We start from the raw sequence: 16,081 nt of genomic DNA, 5'->3' as shown, positions 1-16,081 counted from the left end.
CGGAATAATATGGCTATTTACTATAGCTACTGTACTTTACGCAATAGCCGTAGGTCTGTCTAATAATTTTTTATTTTGTCATCTGATTACATTAGTTATCCATTTTCGAGAGTTAGCTATAAACTTTCTAGACTTATTAAAACATTATACGACGAGTTGAAGAATAAATAATTGGGATTAAATGTCCTAATTTTCGGTGTTTCTTTAATCACTTCTAAGAAACAAGGAAATTTGGTGAGAAAATGACACCGTTTGTGTTACAATAAAGGGTGTTTTCGGATAAAAAAATGTCAAATCCCTTGCCTAATAATGTCCGTGTCACCGCTAGAGTGCCTGTATCAGTCAAAGAAACGTTAGAAAAGGCGGCAGACTTGACAGGGGCAACCTTAAACCAATTTCTGGTGGCCGCGGCAGTCAAAGAAGCCCAAGAAGTGATTAAGCAGCAACAGGTGATCAGCTTATCATCATCGGATGCGGATAAAATTTTTAGTCTTATTGAGAACCCTCCCGCCCCTAATGACCATTTAAAGGAGGCGATCGCACGACATCAGGCTTTTTTCAGTGAAACGCATTGAACTGTTGAGTAAAACTCATGAACGAGATAGCTTTGACTGTGGTGAGGTTGCCCTAAATCAGTTTTTGCAGCGCACAGCACGACAGCATATCCAGAAAGGGTTGTCTCGTACTTTTGTTTTGGTTGATAGTGAGCAACCATCACTGATTATTGGCTTTTTCACCTTATCTTTATGCGAGGTACAGCTTGAGTGTCTTCCTCCCCGTTGGGCGAAGAAATATCCTTCGGTTGTTCCTGGGGTGAAGTTAGCTAGGTTAGGGGTATCTTTGAATTGGCAAAGGCAAGGCATTGGGGGAATTTTGTTAGTAGAAGCCATGAAACGCGCTTTAGTCATTGCCGAAAATGCGGGAGTCATTGGCTTATTTGTGGATGCCAAAGATGTTGCGGTTAAGGCTTATTATGAGCGTTATGGATTTGAAGGAACGAAGGAAAATCCTTTGCTATTATTTTTGCCTTTATCTGGTTTGAAAGATTTTATTGATATTAAATGATTTCCATGTTGTAACACATTTTATCTGAATAATAAAAATTTCTCATCTTAAAATTCTATCAACCCCAGAAGAAAAAACCTGGTTAACTTCAAAAATTAATAATAATTGCGATTAAATCCATCACAGTCTCCAGGCAAGACAAAAAAATGATATCCTAGGGGTAGTGAGATAGACTCAACCTATGCCTTTATTGATTTTAGTTGCTGATGATGACCTAGGAATTCGTGTTGCCGTGAAAGATTACCTAGAACTCCAGGGTTATGCGGTAATTGCCGCCCAAAATGGACAAGATGCCCTGTCCCTCGTCCAAACTTATCGCCCTCACCTATTGGTGTCCGATATAAAAATGCCCCAAAAGGACGGTTATACCTTAGTCAAGGAATTGCGACAACGTCCCGAATTTCGCCTGTTACCTGTGGTCTTTTTAACCGAATGTAGCACCACAGACGAAAGAATTCAAGGATATCAAGTGGGATGTGATCTTTATTTGCCTAAACCTTTTGAAATGGAGGAATTAAAGGCAGTTATTCGCAATTTACTAGAGCGATCGCAAATTGTTCAATCTGAATGGCGTTTTTCTCAACAAAAGTCCCAAAATCAAAAAGATTTAGCGCGAGAAGAAGCAGCCAAAATTTCCATTCAAGCAGAACTCGATTTTTTACAATTAACCCGACGAGAAGAAGAGGTTCTCGACTTACTAAGCACCGGACTTTCTAACGGAGAAATTGGTCAAAAACTCCATCTGAGTCCTCGAACTATCGAGAAATATGTGAGTAGTTTATTCCAAAAAACAGAAACCAGCAACCGCGCTGAATTAGTTCGTTTTGCTTTGGATAATAATCTGATTAAATAGGGTCATTGAGAACTTCTTTTAACTCATGTTGTTTCCATAAAGATTGATAGATTCCCTGTTGATTTAATAGGGTTGCATGGGTTCCCATTTGAACAATCTTACCTTGCTCCATAACCAAAATCCGATCAGCTTGGGCCGCAGCAGATAGTTGATGGGAAATAAAAATCACGGTTCTTTTTTTCTCCCCTGACAAACTCTCTAAAATCTGTGTTGCCGTTTTATTGTCAACACTAGAAAGGGCATCATCTAAGATTAGCACAGGAGCATTCATTAATAAAGCTCGTCCTAATGCTGTCCGTTGTCTTTGTCCCCCTGATAAGGTAATTCCTCTCTCTCCGACTAGGGTTTCATATTGTTGAGGAAAGTTTAAAATTTCTTCATGAATTTGTGCTTGTTTAGCTGCATATTCTACTTCAAATTGTTCTTTAATGGGATCACCATAACGAAGATTATTAAGAATAGTTGTGCTAAATAAAAAGCTGTCTTGGGGAACATAAGCTATAGCTGATCGTAACCCTTCTAATTCTAACTGAGTCAGATCATAACCATCGAGAAAAAGTTGTCCTTTTTCTATTTCTAATAAACGGGGTAACGCATTGGCTAAAGTTGATTTTCCTGAGCCTATTTCTCCCACAATTGCTACCATTTCCCCTGGATAAATGGTAAAGTTAATATCGTTTAATGCCGGAGTTTTACTCCCTGGATAAGTATAACTTAAATGACGGGCGATGATTTCTCCGTTAACAACTTGTTTCGGTAATATTTCACTTTCTTTTGTATTTTGAATCTTGGGTTCTGCGTAAAAAATTGCCTCTACCCGATCAACACTAACCTCTCCTCGTTGATAAGCTGTAATGGTAAATCCTAATAAAGCTGTGGGAAAAACTAATCTTTCTACTAAGATAATTAGGGCGACAAAATCCCCAATACTAATTATACCTTGATTAATGGCTGATGTCCCAAATATTAACAATAACAATAAACTAATATAGGACAATCCTTCAATTAAAGGAAACAAAAAATTTCTGGTTTTAGCTAAAGTTAAATTAGCGGTGAGTAACTGGTTATTTTTCTGAGCAAAAGCTCGTCTTTCGTTCTCCTCTTGGGCATAAATTTTAATTAAAGCAATGCCACTCATATCTTCTTGAATTAATTCACTGATCTCTGAAAGTTTTTCTTGTACTTTCAATTGTTGTTCTTGCAATTTTCCACTAAATACCTGTACCGTAATTAACATTAAAGGATAAACAGCAACCGCTAATAAACTTAGATGTACATTAATAGATAACATGACTGGAAGTGTCAAAGCATAGGCAAAAAAGGTATTCGCTAAACTTAGTAAAGCAAACCCCACCAAACGGCGAATATTGTCTACATCACTGGTAGCGCGGTTGATTAAATCTCCAGAGGTATTAGTGGCAAAATAGGCAGGTTCTAGGGTCAATAAATGCTCAAAGATTCGTTGTTTTAAACCAAATTCTACATCCCGTCCAATGCCAAAAATTAAGAGACGAGATAACATCCGAATTCCCCACATAATTGAAGCTAAAATAAACATGAGGATCACAGATCGTAAAACTTGATTAAAACCGAAATTCAAAATTTCACGTAAATCATCAATACTATCTCGAATTAATAAGGGAATATAAACCCCTAACCCATTAGCAACCAAAAGAGATACCATTCCTAGGGTAACAATTCGCCAATGGGGACGAAGATAAGCGGCCAGTTGTCGGAGTCTTGCAGTTGCCATAAAATAAGTTTCAAATATTTGATTAAACGTTTAGTTATTGATTACTGTATAATCTCTAATCAGAGTGGCTCTCCCGTACCTGTGGTGATAAGTAAAGCTTATAATTCGTAGGGTGGGTTAGACGCGGCAACGATTTTGAGGAAAAACTAATAAGTTTTAATCCGCGTCGTAACCCACCATCTTAAGTATTGTATCTGATTATACATTTTATACCAAGATGTCGGGAGAGCCATCAGAGTTAGCGATCGCAGTTATGTCATTACTTCTATTTGATTGATTTTTTCCTGAATTAAGGACTGACAAGCTTCAACAGAAGCCCGTTTTTCCATCATTTCAATTAAAGCATCATAAGCGGTTTGATTGCGAATAATTAAATTTTTGGCTTGTAATAAGGCCCAACTTTCTTTTTGTTGATAAAGGGAGTTAGAAATGCCCATAATTCTCATAATTGCCCGTAAATTTTTCTTGTCTTCTTCTCCTCCTTCTACGTTATCATAAATCATCATTTCTGCTGCTATTCCCGCCATTAAAACCGTTAAAGTTCGTTCAATAATTAAAGGGGTTTTTTGGATAGTTTTAGTATCAGATAAAAGGGTAAGATCAAATTGTACACCCCCTAACCCTGGTTGTCCTTGCTTAAAGGCTTCCCAAGCTGATAAAGTATAGCTAGTGATGGGAATTCCTAAACAATAAGCGGCTAAAAAGTGTCCTGCTTCATGATGAATGACTCGTTGACGTTGTTGCGGGGTAGCAAACAAGTCTAAGAATATGGTTAACCCTCTCCCTCCCCAACTGACACTATCGAGGGTTGCTAGTGTTAAAATGCCCAAGGTGGTTCCTGCGGGAATGAAGGGTGATATATTCAACGCGGGACTGAGTAACGCAGATAGAGTCATCACAAAGACTGCGATCGCCACTAAATTCAATGAAGTCTGTTCCATAACTGCAACTGAGATTAAGGGGTTTACTCTTTTTATGTTACAGTTCTTAACAAAAATTTGCCAGTAGGGTGGGTATTGCCCATCATATTATGATTCTTCTTTATGAGTTAAAGTGTCTCCCATTCCCGCTATTTTCTGCCAATCTTTTTAAAAGATGCTGTTATACTTATAGAAGTAGAGATCTAAATAGAACTAATGCCTAATCTGACTCTGACTAATCAACAAGTGATCGAATTAATTAAACAATTACCTCTTGAAAATCAATATTCATTATTATTAGAGTTAAGTCATGAAGCCAGCAAACAACGGCAAGAAAGAATGGAATATGCAGAGAAACAGCTAAAACAAATTTCTCAAGAAAAAGGCTTAAACTGGGAACAAATGACTGAAGAAGAAAGAGAATTGTTTATTGATGATTTAGTTCATGAAAAGTAAGTATGAGTAAGGTTGTTGTGTTTGATACAAATATTTTAATATCAGCCATTGGTTGGAAAGGCACGCCTTATTTTTGTGTAGAATTAGCTCGTCAAGGAATTATTGAATCTGTTACTTGTCAAGAAATTCTAGATGAGCTTGTTGAAAAATTGCAAGTTAAACTTAAGTTTCCAGATCGTTATATTATAGAAACAATTGCTGATTTAATAAGTTTTAGTCGAATTATAAAAATTAACAAAACCCTAAAAGTCATTGAGAATGATCCTGATGATGATGTTATTTTAGAATGTGGGATAATAGGAAAAGCTAACTATATTATTACAGGGGACAAAAAACATTTATTACCCCTTAAGAATTATCAAGGTATAACTATTATTAACGCTACAGAATTTAAAAATTTAATTTCTTAAAGAATAATCCTTAAGACTATTTTTAACCCCAATGTAGATAAGGGGTAATCATTAGCAGTAAGCTAAGTAAAGGCATTTGTAACGATTAAAATATGGCAACCATCAACGATAACTATCTCAAACTCAAAGCAGGATACCTCTTTCCCGAAATAGCAAGACGAGTAAACGCCTTTATTGAAGCCAACCCCGATGCTAAAATCATTAAACTAGGCATAGGCGACGTAACCGAACCCTTGCCCGAAGCTTGCCGTACCGCTATGATTAAAGCTGTAGAAGAAATGGGCGATCGCAACAGTTTTAAAGGCTATGGCCCCGAACAAGGTTACGGCTGGTTACGGGAAAAAATCGCCGCCAACGACTTCCAAGCCAGAGGATGTGATATAGATGCCTCAGAAATATTCATCTCAGACGGCTCTAAATGCGATACAGGCAACATTCTCGATATTTTTGGCAAAAATAACAAAATTGCGGTAACAGACCCCGTATACCCCGTTTATGTTGATACCAATGTCATGGCGGGCCATACGGGAGACATGAACGAAAAAGGAGAATATGACGGTTTAGTATACTTACCGATCACCACCGAAAACAACTTTACCGCAGCCATTCCCAGTCAAAAAGTTGACCTCATTTATCTCTGTTTCCCCAACAACCCGACTGGGGCCACCGCCACAAAAGAGTACCTTACAGCTTGGGTAGGCTACGCCAAGGCAAACGGTTCAATTATCTTCTTTGATGCCGCTTACGAAGCCTTTATAACTGATCCTAGCTTACCCCATTCTATCTATGAAATTGAAGGGGCCAGAGACTGCGCCATCGAATTTCGGTCTTTTTCTAAAAATGCCGGGTTTACAGGGACTCGTTGCGCCTTAACTGTGGTTCCCAAAACCTTGAAAGCCCAAGCATCAGACGGCTCTGAGGTAGAATTATGGAAATTGTGGAACCGTCGTCAGTCTACCAAATTTAACGGGGTTTCCTACCTAGTGCAACGGGGAGCAGAAGCCGTCTATTCTGAGGCAGGAAAAGCCCAAGTTAAGGCTTTAGTCAGCTTTTACCTCGAAAATGCCAAAATTATCTGTAATCAACTCACAGCAGCCGGATTTGAGGTATATGGTGGGGTAAATGCCCCCTATATTTGGCTAAAAACCCCGAATAACCTTTCTAGTTGGGATTTCTTCGATAAATTATTACAAACTACGAATGTTGTAGGAACCCCAGGATCTGGGTTTGGGGCCGCAGGAGAAGGCTATTTTCGCATTTCTGCGTTTAATAGTCGGGCCAATGTAGAAGAAGCCATGAAACGCATTACAGCCCAGTTTAAGGCTTAACCTCCAATAAACAGCACGGGATACAGACAAAATCCCGTGTTTATGAAATTTTTAATAAGAAATAAAATCATGACAGAACTTTCCCAGTATCTTAATACCTTTATTGCCTTATTTACTTGGTAAAACAGGGATGAATATTGTCAGTAGGATCATGGGATTAATTACAATGGCGATCGCAGTTGAATTTATGACCGATGGCTTAAGTTCTTTGTTTCCTGGCTGGAAGTAATTGGCCAGTATTAGGATTTCAACACCCGAATAAATTCTAAGGGCAAACCATCAGTATCAGCAATAAAAGCCACCTCATAAACTTTATCGCCAATCATTTGTTGATGAGGTTCCAGTAAAATTGTCAAAGGATTAAATTGCGTCGGATCTTCTTGAGAAAGTTCAAGCAACTTAAGTTTAAGTTGGCCCAACCAACCAGAAAGATCCGAAACGCGATCGCTTAAATCAAAAGAGAGATGATAATAACCCACATAATGCTCATCTCCAAAAGCATCAGGGGCCGGTTTGGGTTCAGGAATTTGGATTAACTCAATTCTGCCCCCTAACCCTTCCATCCAACAGGCTAAAGTATAACCCGTCGTAAAGCGTTCCTGAACCGTAAATCCTAACAATTCATAAAAGGCGATCGCGTGATGGATATTAGCCGTGCGAATGGAAGCATGGTGCATGAATTTAACTCAGTTTAACCAGTTATTCAAACAAACGAAAATAAGGATAACGTTTGGGAACTCCAGGTTCCTTTTCTAAGTCGAAATTAATGACATTCCAACAAGAATCTGACTGAAAATCCGCGCTAAATTCCACCGGAAGGCCATACAACCGAGGAACCAATTCAGAATTGTCCCGCCAAGAAGTGTTACGCTCCAAATAGGTACTCACTAAATCCTTATAACGACTAGCAATAATGACCTTAGTAGCGCGATATCCTTGAGTATAAAGGCGATCTAACGCTTCATGAATTTCAAAGCGAATTCCGTCAGGATGGGTATGTTGTCGATACCATTCCCCTTCCCAGCGTCGCCAATGCCTACCCGATTGTAAATGAACTAATTCATTAGCATGGGGATCGGCCTCAAAGGCCCCATGACGCTGACATAGATATGTATCCGTCAAAGTCAAGGCCGGAATCACTTGACGACAATGAGGACATTGAATGTCTGGGCCATAAATGGGGTATTGTAAACTTAGAGTCATCTGTTTTAAGTTGTCTATAGGGCATTTGGTGGTCTAGACCAGTTGCTAGTAGATATTATATCGACTAAATCCTTGGGGCCCAGATGCTACCGTGAGATTTTAGATTTGGCTTAGATTTATGCAAGACAACTTATTTCCCATTCCCACTTATTGGCCCTCTCCCGATCTGTCTCAAGCTTCATTTATTGCCCCCAATGCGGTGATTGTGGGTAGGGTATCCCTTGCGACAGGAACAAGTGTCTGGTATGGTGCTGTGCTGCGGGGTGATGTCGAAAGCATCGAAATTGGAGCCTATACGAATATTCAGGATGGAGTCATTTTACATGGTGATCCTGGAAAAGTGACCTGTTTAGAAGATTATGTCACGATTGGCCATCGGGCTGTCATTCATGGGGCCCATATTGAAAGCGGTTGTCTGATTGGCATTGGGGCTGTTATTTTAGAAGGAGTTCGGATCGGAAGCGGAAGTTTAATCGGTGCGGGTGCTATTGTTAATAAAGATGTTCCCCCGCGATCTCTAGTTGTCGGAGTTCCGGCCCGCAAGGTTAGAGATTTATCTGATCAAGAAGCCGAAAAAATTATAGAACACGCCCGACGTTACGAGAAATTAGCCCTTGTTCATGCAGGAAAAGGCACAGATTTAGGCTTTTCCTAAACTCCCTATCAAAACTTCTGACTTCAGTAGGGGCTTAATAATATTAAGCCATATTAAGCTCCTGCTGAATTCTGACTTCGAGGGAGGCGATAAATTTTCCCCTTAATGGTAAGATAGACATCATAGAACAATCTTATCAGTTTCTACGCTACATAAGCTCTACATAAGAATTTGGTAGTTGCTGCTTTTATCAGGAGTAAGAAAGATGACTAATGAAATCGTTTACGAAATTGCTACTTTAATGCTTGTTTTGGGTGCTTCTAGTCTCAACTATCGGCAGCTTCGTAATAGTCGTCTGAAAAAAGAGGCGAAATTATTCGCACAACAACAAGATATTACCAAAGCAAAGGCAACCTTAGAAGCAAAACTGAATGATTTAGCAGTAACGAATTCATCTCTGCTCAAAAATAATCAGCAACTAACCCAAGATGTTAGTAACGCAACCCAACAAATTAACAAGCTGCAAGTAACCATTACTGAATTAGATCAGGAAAAAATTCGTTTATCCGATGAATTAGAGCAAGAGCAAGATAAGTTAAATTCTTTGCAAAAAACGGCTCAGGATTTAACCAGAGAAAAAGAACAGTTAGACGGCAAATATAAGCAAGATTTATCCTCTCTTGAAAAGCAACTCGATAGTTTACGTCAAGAAAAAGAAAACACGGCCACTCAATTACAACAAGAAATTCAAAAGGCTGCTTCTGTACAGCGAGAATTAACAACGGTTAAGCAACAAAAAGAAACTTTAGAAGCAAGTCTGAAAAAGCAACAATCACAAGTGACTTCCTTAGAAGAACAATTACAAACCATTGAGCAAGAAAAAGTTACCTTAGAAAGTCAATTACAACAGCAAGTTACAACAGTAACCCAACAAAAAGAAACTTTAGAAGCAAGTCTGAAAAAGCAACAATCACAAGTGACTTCCTTAGAAGAACAATTACAAACCATTGAGCAAGAAAAAGTTACCTTAGAAAGTCAATTACAGCAAAAAGATGAATTAGAAAAACAATTGCAAACCCTAGAAAAACAAAAGGAAACTTTAGAAACTCAGTGGCAACAGCAAATTACAAACATCACCAAAGAAAAAGATGAATTAGAAAAGAATCTTGAAAAACAACAAGAACAAACATCATCTGTAACTAAGAAATTACAGACAATTGAACAAGAAAAACTAACGTTAGAAAGTGAATTGCAAAAGCAAATAACCACAGTCATTCAGCAAAAAGAAACTATAGAAAAGCAACTCGAAGCGATCGCAACAGAAAAAGAGATTCTAGAAACAGAACTCAAAGAAGCTAAAAAAGTTACGAAGGGCAATGAAACCCTAGATAAAAAACTAGAGAAACAACAAGAAAAAGTTTCAACTCTAGAAAAGCAACTGCAAACAGTAGAACAGGAAAAAACTACATTAGAGAGTCAGCTACAGCAACAAATCACCGCCTTAACTCAAGAAAAAGAACAGCTAACAAAACAGCTAACCGATCTCAAAACTACTGAACCGAAAGCTGAAGATAAAACTGAAGTAAATCAGAAAGAAAGTTCTCCCAAGGAGGAGAAAAAAAAAGAAGAAGAAAGCAAAGAAAAAATAAAACCTGAGAATATTTTATCAGGCAAAAAGATAGTAATTGCTGGCAGTCTTGCTCACTTAAATCGGGAAGAAGCAAAGATTTTTGTTCAACAAGCAGGGGGAACAATTATCAGTTCCCTCAGTTCAAAAACCAACTATATCGTAGTTGGAAAAGAACCAGGGGATAAATCAAAAAAAGCGCAAAAATTAGGCATTTCTCAGCTATCAGAGGCGCAGTTTATCGAAGCATTAGAAATAGCGGGGGTAACAATTCCTGAGAAAGCATAGAACCCTCAAGATTACGATTAATTCTCCCCACACTTTCCAATACCTTCTAAAATAAAACTTAACATACAACATCAGGAGGTTTCTGTGGCACTATATGCGGACTTACATCGCCATTTAGGGGGATCTGTGGTTCCCCGCGTTCTCTGGCGGTATTTTAAGCGTCATAACGAAGAGATGGCGCAACGGTTCCCCAAATATCCTGGTTTTGAGGAATTTTACACCCGCAAACGGAACACCCTAGATGAGTATTTAGAATTACACACCTTAGTGGAAAGTGTGCAAACGGAACAAACCCTTCCTTATTTCATTTATCGCTTAATTCGTGGGGCCTATATTTTCGAGAATTTGGCCTATTTAGAATTGCGTTACACTCCCTATCTTCGCACCCCAGAACACCTCAATCAATCCCAAAGAATTGAGGCCATGACTAATATTGTTGAAATTGTGGGAAAAGCGAGTCAAGTCTCAGAATATCCGATCATTATTAGTCAAATTCTTTGCACCCATTCTCGTTTACCCTATGAAGTAAATAAGGCAATTGTAGACTTAGCTGCTGATAAGAAAGACTATGTTTGTGCTATTGATGTTGCGGGGGGTGACTCCCATTATCGGGAACGGTTAGATGAGTTTATTAGTCTGTATAAATACGCGCGATCGCTAGGACTAAAAACAACGGGCCATCTCTATGAAACCCCCGACGGTTGCTATCCCGAATTACTCCCCTATTTAATGCGAATTGGTCACGGCATCCAAATTCCTTTGAAATATCCTGAATTATTGCCAGAAATTGCCCAAGCTAAACAGTGTTTAGAAGTGTGTCCGACCACTTATTTGAAGACAGGAACTTTAGAGGACTTATCGGCATTAAAAGTAGTTTTTGATCGCTGTTTTGAGGCAGGGGTTGATATTGCCATTTGTACCGATAATGCAGGATTACATAATGTCCGTTTACCCTTTGAATACGAAAACCTTTTGACAAAAGATGTGATTGATTTTCATCAGTTACAAGCTTGTCAAGATGCGGCATTTCGCCATGCTTTTGCTTGGCCTTATAAAGAACCACCTGCTTCTTTGTTAATGGGATTACTTAAAGATAATTCCCCTGAAGAAGCATTATTATCTGTGTAAATTAGTCTGACTGTAGAGACGCTTTTAAAACGTCTCTGCAGCTAATTCAAAAATCAGTAATAATAGGAAAATAAAATAGTTAGGATGATTTATCGGTTATCCGTACCTAACTAATTCCAAATCATCTAAGGTAAAATAGAAATAGTCATCAAATCAGTTAGGAAACCCCGGTCAATGAAATTTCCTCTACAATTTATTTATGATTGGTATCGTAATGCTATTCGTCACCCTCAATATCGCTGGTGGGTAATTTTAGGCACATTAGTTTATTTTATTAGTCCCCTTGATATTTCTCCTGATGTCTTTCCCATTGCGGGACAAATTGATGATTTTGTTCTCATTACTCTATTGATGACTGAAATCTTTCAAATGATTATTGAACGTTTTCAAAATAATTCTGAAATAATTGTGGAAGAATCTCCTGAAGGTGAGACAATAGAGGTTAAGGCGGTTTCTATTGATGAATCCTAAGTATTAAACTAACTATATTAGGCAAAAATTATGTCTGATCCTGCTACAATTTTACTGGTTGATGATGAACCTGGGGTGCGTGAATCTGTACAAGCTTATTTAGAGTACAGTGGAGACTTAAAGGTTGAGGTAGCAAGTAACGCAACGGAAGCATGGGAACAGCTTGAAAAAGCAATTCCTGATTTAATTATTTCTGATATTATGATGCCCCAAGTAGACGGCTATCAATTTTTGGAAAAACTGCGGAATGATCGCCGTTTTCAAGCGATTCCTCTGGTTTTTCTAACGGCAAGAGGTATGACATCTGATCGCATTCAAGGTTATCATACAGGATGTGATGCTTATTTATCAAAACCCTTTGATCCTGAAGAATTAGAAGCGATTGTTAAAAATTTATTAGAACGTCGTAAGGTCAATATTCAAGCCAATAGTGAGTCAGCAAAATTAGAAGAAATTGCCCAAGAAATCCGAGAATTAAAGGAAAAACTTGGGCAACAACCTCACTTAATTACAACGCCACCCCCGATGAAAATTGATTTAACTCCGAGGGAACAAAGCGTGTTAGATTTAGTGGCAGAAGGGTTAATGAATAAAGAAATTGCGGCCCGGTTAAATACAAGTGTCAGAAATGTTGAAAAATATGTAAGTCGTTTGTTTAGTAAAACTGGAACAAATAGTCGCACTGAATTAGTGCGTTTTGCCCTTAAACATGGACTAACAGACTGACAATCTTCTTTATAAATTGCGTTTTAACTGTTCTAATTCATCATCTAATTCCCAGCGTTTAAATTCAGCTTCCAAGGGATCATTTGCATTACGATAAGTTTGATAATTCATCCCTTGATTCCAACCCGTTGTATCCGAATTCGGACTAGCTTGGCTGGTTTTTGCTTGTGTCGCTTGGGTTTGAACTTCTTGTTTGCGTTGCCGAATTTGACTTAATAGGGTTTGGGTTTGAGCAATTTGCTGTTTAGCCCCTTCCATCTGTCCCCAAAGTTGATTTCCCTGACGCAGTAAGGCCGCTTCCCTTTCCTGGGCGGGCTGGGCTAAATCTAAGCGGTTAGCAGCTTTGGCCTTAGCAATTCTTTTATGCCAGGTTTGAATCTCCTCAGCTAAGGTCAAAATTTCACTTTCTAGGCGTTTTTTCTGTGTTTCTTTGTCTAAAATGAGTTTAATGGCCTGTTGTTCTTGCTCTCTGAGTTGTTCTAAGAGTGCTTGTAACTCCAGATGGGGATTATTGCGAAGAAATTCTTCCAGTCTGGTTTCTAGAAATTGGCTAAAATCATCAAATAAGCTCATGGAGAATAGAGGTAAGGGGATTTATTTAATCTTTATTGTGAAATACTTTTGATAAATATTCAAGAGTGTCAACGGTTTTATCTTGTTCCTTTACCAAGTTTCTAAAGGCTTTTATTGTTTTATTTCGTCCGAATACTTTCACTTCTTTTAAATACTATGGGTTCAACAATTGACAATGAACAATGGACAATTGACAATTACCTCTACCTTTTAGGTAGAGGATTGAAAATAAGGAAAAATTTTTTAATTTCTCCCCTTAAAAGAGGAGGTTTTAAACCAAATTAACCAATTGTCAATTGTCCATTGTCCATTGTCCATTGATAATTTCGGTTCTTCAGGACATATTATGCTAAACTATTACTTATCAAAGAGAGGGCGTATGCCATACGCCCCTACTTTCCAATTTGTCCGCTTGTAGGGGCGCAATGCTTGCGCCCTCTGGCTTGCGCTAACATTTTGGCATAATATGTCCTGAAGAATCATTTCTGTCTTATAGTGATTTTACGATAAAAATCCCTTAATTGATACGATTTCTTCAATTAAACCAGGATACAATCAACATAGGATTAGTGATAGTCAATATTATTATCCAGATTACTGAACGTAAGGGAAAAGTTACAGTATGCCCCAATCCAATCTACATCTCGTCAACTCCCATGTAGATAACCATCAGGTTTCTGAGCATCGCCACAATACCAGCTTTTATCAACCCCAGAAACCCGATTTATCCTTAGAAGAAGTCAACCAAACCCTAAAAAATGTCAATGCTCAACAGTTGGTAGAATGGGCAGCAGACACCTTTGGGGAAGGACTGGTGATGAGTACCAGTTTTGGCATTCAAGCCGCGATTATGCTTCATTTAGTCACCCAAGTGATTCCTGATATTCCGGTAATTTGGGTGGATACGGGCTATCTACCTGCTGAAACCTATCATTTTGCTCAAGAATTAACTGAACGCCTCAACCTCAATTTAAAAGTTTATCAATCTTCCCTCACTCCAGCAAGAATGGAGGCCCTTTACGGCAAACTCTGGAGTCAGCAAGATGTTGAGTCTCTCAACCGCTATGATTTGATTCGTAAAGTAGAACCCATGCAACGGGCCTTAAAAGAACTCAAGGCAACCGCTTGGTTAGCGGGCCTCCGCAGTGACCAAACAAATCATCGGAAATCCTTGGATAAAGTCGCTCAACAGGGAGAATACTACAAAGTTCATCCCATTTTGACCTGGAATTCCCGCGATATTTACCATTATTTAACGGCCTATGATCTTCCCTATCATCCCTATTTTGACAAAGGTTATGTGTCAGTGGGTGATTGGCATTCGAGTCGTCCCGTGATGGCCGGAGATGAAAATGAACGGGATAGCCGTTTTCACGGGCTTAAACAAGAATGTGGCTTACATTTGCCCCTCACCCCAGAAGCGGCCCAAAGTTTGGATTCTAGTACCCTTTAAGCCTTGGCTTTAATTAAAATCTGATCTCCTTCTAGCTTAGATTGATAGGTACTGAGGGGATCTTTCGCTGGCCCTTCGACTACTTTACCATCTGCCCCAAATTTAGACCCATGACAGGGACAATCAAAAATTTTGTTATCAGCTTCCCAAGTCACGGTACATCCTGCATGAGTACAGGTAGGGTTAACTACCATCAACCCATTGGCATCAGTACCATTTTCCACCACCAAAACGGCACCACCAGGGAATTTTTCGTTGAGAATTTGACCTTTTTCTTTTAATTCAGTCAAAGTCCCAACCGTTTGAAATTCGCCCGTTGAGGACGATGTGGGGGCAGTAGCAGGGGATTTTGTTTGAGGAGAACAGGCGGCGATCGCCACAGGGAGAAAACTGGCAATTCCTCCGACTCCAACCCAACCCATAAATTCACGACGGTTCATCATTGTACAGATAACTCCTGATTTAATCAAGGATTAGAGAATTTTTGCAAATTGCTCTTTTGTATTGCTTTTTGGGCAATTTCCCATGTCACTAACCTTCATTGAAGTCTGTCCAGAAGATTGACAAACATAAAAGGCTTTGGGTGTTTTCCAGCCGTCCAAATTTTTTAAGGCTTCTGTGTAGAGTTTAGCGTGTTCACCTTCCGCTTCGCCAGCGTAGGTAAATGTCTGAACAGCGGCTGCATTTCCTGCATTTTTGGCTTGGCCGATAAACTCAGGATACATGGTGTCCCGTTCATAAGACTCGCCTTTAATCGCTGTTTCTAGATTTTCCTGGGTTGATTTAACCTGGGGTTCGGCGATTTTGGCTTCGGGGGTGCCTCCCATAGATTGGATCACGACACCATGATTATCACGGTGAATTGCTTCGGCCCCTGCTGCGGAACGAAAGAGACTCGCCACCCCTTTATATCCTTCTTGGTCTGCTTTTTGGCTATAGGAAAGATACATTTGATGGGCGTTTGCTTCCCCATTGTAAGCTGATTGTAGATTTTTGAGGGTGAGGGACTTAGGATCATTGGTAGCGACTTCTGTGGTGGGTTTTATGGATTCTACTGTGGTTGACGATGGTTGTTCAACACATCCCACCAAGGGGAGAATACTTAAAGTCGCTATGGAAAGAATTAGGGTGCGTTTCATGGTTCAATTTCCTACTTAAAAAATTTAGAAGTTTTAAGATTACTACGTCTTAACTCTAGCCAAAAAAGGTAAAGAAATCGAGTTGATTTTTTT

General features: G+C 39.0%; 20 protein-coding genes. 13 read left to right on the top strand and 7 right to left on the bottom strand.

What is annotated here, in order from left to right; all coding sequences use genetic code 11:
- The first annotated feature begins 287 nt into the window (after window positions 1-287).
- From VB691_RS10065 to VB691_RS10055, 3 genes are all read left to right on the top strand, one after another.
- The gene (locus VB691_RS10065; RefSeq protein WP_323291357.1) at window positions 288-575 is read left to right on the top strand and encodes a DUF1778 domain-containing protein; all 288 of its coding nucleotides are present in this window, start codon (window positions 288-290) and stop codon (window positions 573-575) included.
- Window positions 562-1,065, top strand: coding sequence for a GNAT family N-acetyltransferase (locus VB691_RS10060; protein WP_323291356.1), 504 nt, complete (start codon window positions 562-564; stop codon window positions 1,063-1,065). Before VB691_RS10065 ends, VB691_RS10060 begins: the two co-directional genes overlap by 14 nt.
- Window positions 1,066-1,246: 181 nt before the next feature.
- Entirely contained in the window at window positions 1,247-1,918 is a 672-nt protein-coding gene (locus VB691_RS10055; protein ID WP_323291355.1) for a response regulator transcription factor, read from the top strand.
- Here the strand turns inward: VB691_RS10055 and VB691_RS10050 are convergent.
- Together VB691_RS10050 and VB691_RS10045 are read right to left on the bottom strand one after the other, a co-directional pair.
- Entirely contained in the window at window positions 1,911-3,671 is a 1,761-nt protein-coding gene (locus tag VB691_RS10050) for an ABC transporter ATP-binding protein (RefSeq protein ID WP_323291354.1), read from the bottom strand. The genes VB691_RS10055 and VB691_RS10050 overlap by 8 nt on opposite strands.
- 251 nt (window positions 3,672-3,922) lie before the next feature.
- Window positions 3,923-4,612, bottom strand: a complete 690-nt coding sequence (locus VB691_RS10045) for a hypothetical protein (RefSeq protein ID WP_323291353.1) — start codon at window positions 4,610-4,612, stop codon at window positions 3,923-3,925.
- Between the two features lie 195 nt (window positions 4,613-4,807).
- Here VB691_RS10045 and VB691_RS10040 point away from each other — a divergent pair, with 195 nt between their 5' ends.
- The 4 genes from VB691_RS10040 to VB691_RS10025 all read left to right on the top strand — a co-directional run bounded on the left by VB691_RS10040 (window position 4,808) and on the right by VB691_RS10025 (window position 7,014).
- Window positions 4,808-5,047, top strand: coding sequence for a hypothetical protein (locus VB691_RS10040; protein WP_323291352.1), 240 nt, complete (start codon window positions 4,808-4,810; stop codon window positions 5,045-5,047).
- 2 nt (window positions 5,048-5,049) lie between these two features.
- Entirely contained in the window at window positions 5,050-5,457 is a 408-nt protein-coding gene (locus VB691_RS10035; RefSeq protein WP_323291351.1) for a putative toxin-antitoxin system toxin component, PIN family, read from the top strand.
- A gap of 92 nt (window positions 5,458-5,549) precedes the next feature.
- Entirely contained in the window at window positions 5,550-6,785 is a 1,236-nt protein-coding gene (locus VB691_RS10030) for an LL-diaminopimelate aminotransferase (protein ID WP_323291350.1), read from the top strand.
- A 103-nt stretch (window positions 6,786-6,888) separates the two neighbouring features.
- Window positions 6,889-7,014: a MarC family protein gene (locus VB691_RS10025; RefSeq protein ID WP_323291349.1), complete on the top strand. Its 126-nt coding sequence runs from the start codon at window positions 6,889-6,891 to the stop codon at window positions 7,012-7,014.
- A 10-nt stretch (window positions 7,015-7,024) separates the two neighbouring features.
- Here VB691_RS10025 and VB691_RS10020 read toward each other — a convergent pair whose 3' ends face one another.
- Together VB691_RS10020 and VB691_RS10015 are read right to left on the bottom strand one after the other, a co-directional pair.
- On the bottom strand, window positions 7,025-7,462 hold the full coding sequence (locus VB691_RS10020) for a VOC family protein (protein WP_323291348.1): 438 nt from the start codon (window positions 7,460-7,462) through the stop codon (window positions 7,025-7,027).
- A gap of 22 nt (window positions 7,463-7,484) precedes the next feature.
- Window positions 7,485-7,988: a TIGR02652 family protein gene (locus VB691_RS10015; protein WP_323291347.1), complete on the bottom strand. Its 504-nt coding sequence runs from the start codon at window positions 7,986-7,988 to the stop codon at window positions 7,485-7,487.
- Between the two features lie 118 nt (window positions 7,989-8,106).
- On the opposite strand from VB691_RS10015, the gene VB691_RS10010 reads away from it, so the two are divergent.
- The 5 genes from VB691_RS10010 to VB691_RS09990 all read left to right on the top strand — a co-directional run bounded on the left by VB691_RS10010 (window position 8,107) and on the right by VB691_RS09990 (window position 12,823).
- A complete protein-coding gene (locus tag VB691_RS10010; protein ID WP_323291346.1) occupies window positions 8,107-8,643 on the top strand; it encodes a gamma carbonic anhydrase family protein in 537 nt (178 codons plus the stop codon).
- 205 nt (window positions 8,644-8,848) lie between these two features.
- Window positions 8,849-10,498: a BRCT domain-containing protein gene (locus VB691_RS10005; protein WP_323291345.1), complete on the top strand. Its 1,650-nt coding sequence runs from the start codon at window positions 8,849-8,851 to the stop codon at window positions 10,496-10,498.
- A gap of 84 nt (window positions 10,499-10,582) precedes the next feature.
- Window positions 10,583-11,626, top strand: coding sequence for an adenosine deaminase (locus tag VB691_RS10000; RefSeq protein WP_323291344.1), 1,044 nt, complete (start codon window positions 10,583-10,585; stop codon window positions 11,624-11,626).
- A 174-nt stretch (window positions 11,627-11,800) separates the two neighbouring features.
- A complete protein-coding gene (locus VB691_RS09995; protein WP_323291343.1) occupies window positions 11,801-12,097 on the top strand; it encodes a YkvA family protein in 297 nt (98 codons plus the stop codon).
- A gap of 30 nt (window positions 12,098-12,127) precedes the next feature.
- Entirely contained in the window at window positions 12,128-12,823 is a 696-nt protein-coding gene (locus VB691_RS09990) for a response regulator transcription factor (protein ID WP_323291342.1), read from the top strand.
- A 9-nt stretch (window positions 12,824-12,832) separates the two neighbouring features.
- Here the strand turns inward: VB691_RS09990 and VB691_RS09985 are convergent, their stop codons facing one another.
- Complete coding sequence (locus VB691_RS09985; protein WP_323291341.1) at window positions 12,833-13,396, bottom strand: TIGR04376 family protein; 564 nt, start codon at window positions 13,394-13,396, stop codon at window positions 12,833-12,835.
- A 622-nt stretch (window positions 13,397-14,018) separates the two neighbouring features.
- On the opposite strand from VB691_RS09985, the gene VB691_RS09980 reads away from it, so the two are divergent.
- Window positions 14,019-14,849, top strand: a complete 831-nt coding sequence (locus VB691_RS09980) for a phosphoadenylyl-sulfate reductase (protein ID WP_323291340.1) — start codon at window positions 14,019-14,021, stop codon at window positions 14,847-14,849.
- Here the strand turns inward: VB691_RS09980 and VB691_RS09975 are convergent.
- Both VB691_RS09975 and VB691_RS09970 read right to left on the bottom strand, forming a co-directional pair.
- Window positions 14,846-15,292 (bottom strand): ubiquinol-cytochrome c reductase iron-sulfur subunit, encoded by a 447-nt coding sequence (locus VB691_RS09975; protein ID WP_323291339.1) that lies wholly within the window; start codon window positions 15,290-15,292, stop codon window positions 14,846-14,848. The two genes, VB691_RS09980 and VB691_RS09975, sit on opposite strands and share 4 nt — an antisense overlap.
- Before the next feature lie 30 nt (window positions 15,293-15,322).
- Window positions 15,323-15,988: a rubrerythrin family protein gene (locus tag VB691_RS09970; protein ID WP_323291338.1), complete on the bottom strand. Its 666-nt coding sequence runs from the start codon at window positions 15,986-15,988 to the stop codon at window positions 15,323-15,325.
- Window positions 15,989-16,081: the final 93 nt, after the last annotated feature.

This window comes from Crocosphaera sp. XPORK-15E (genome assembly GCF_034931425.1).
In the GTDB taxonomy this organism is placed as follows: domain Bacteria; phylum Cyanobacteriota; class Cyanobacteriia; order Cyanobacteriales; family Microcystaceae; genus UHCC-0190.
This window is presented reverse-complemented; position numbering and strand designations above follow the sequence as displayed.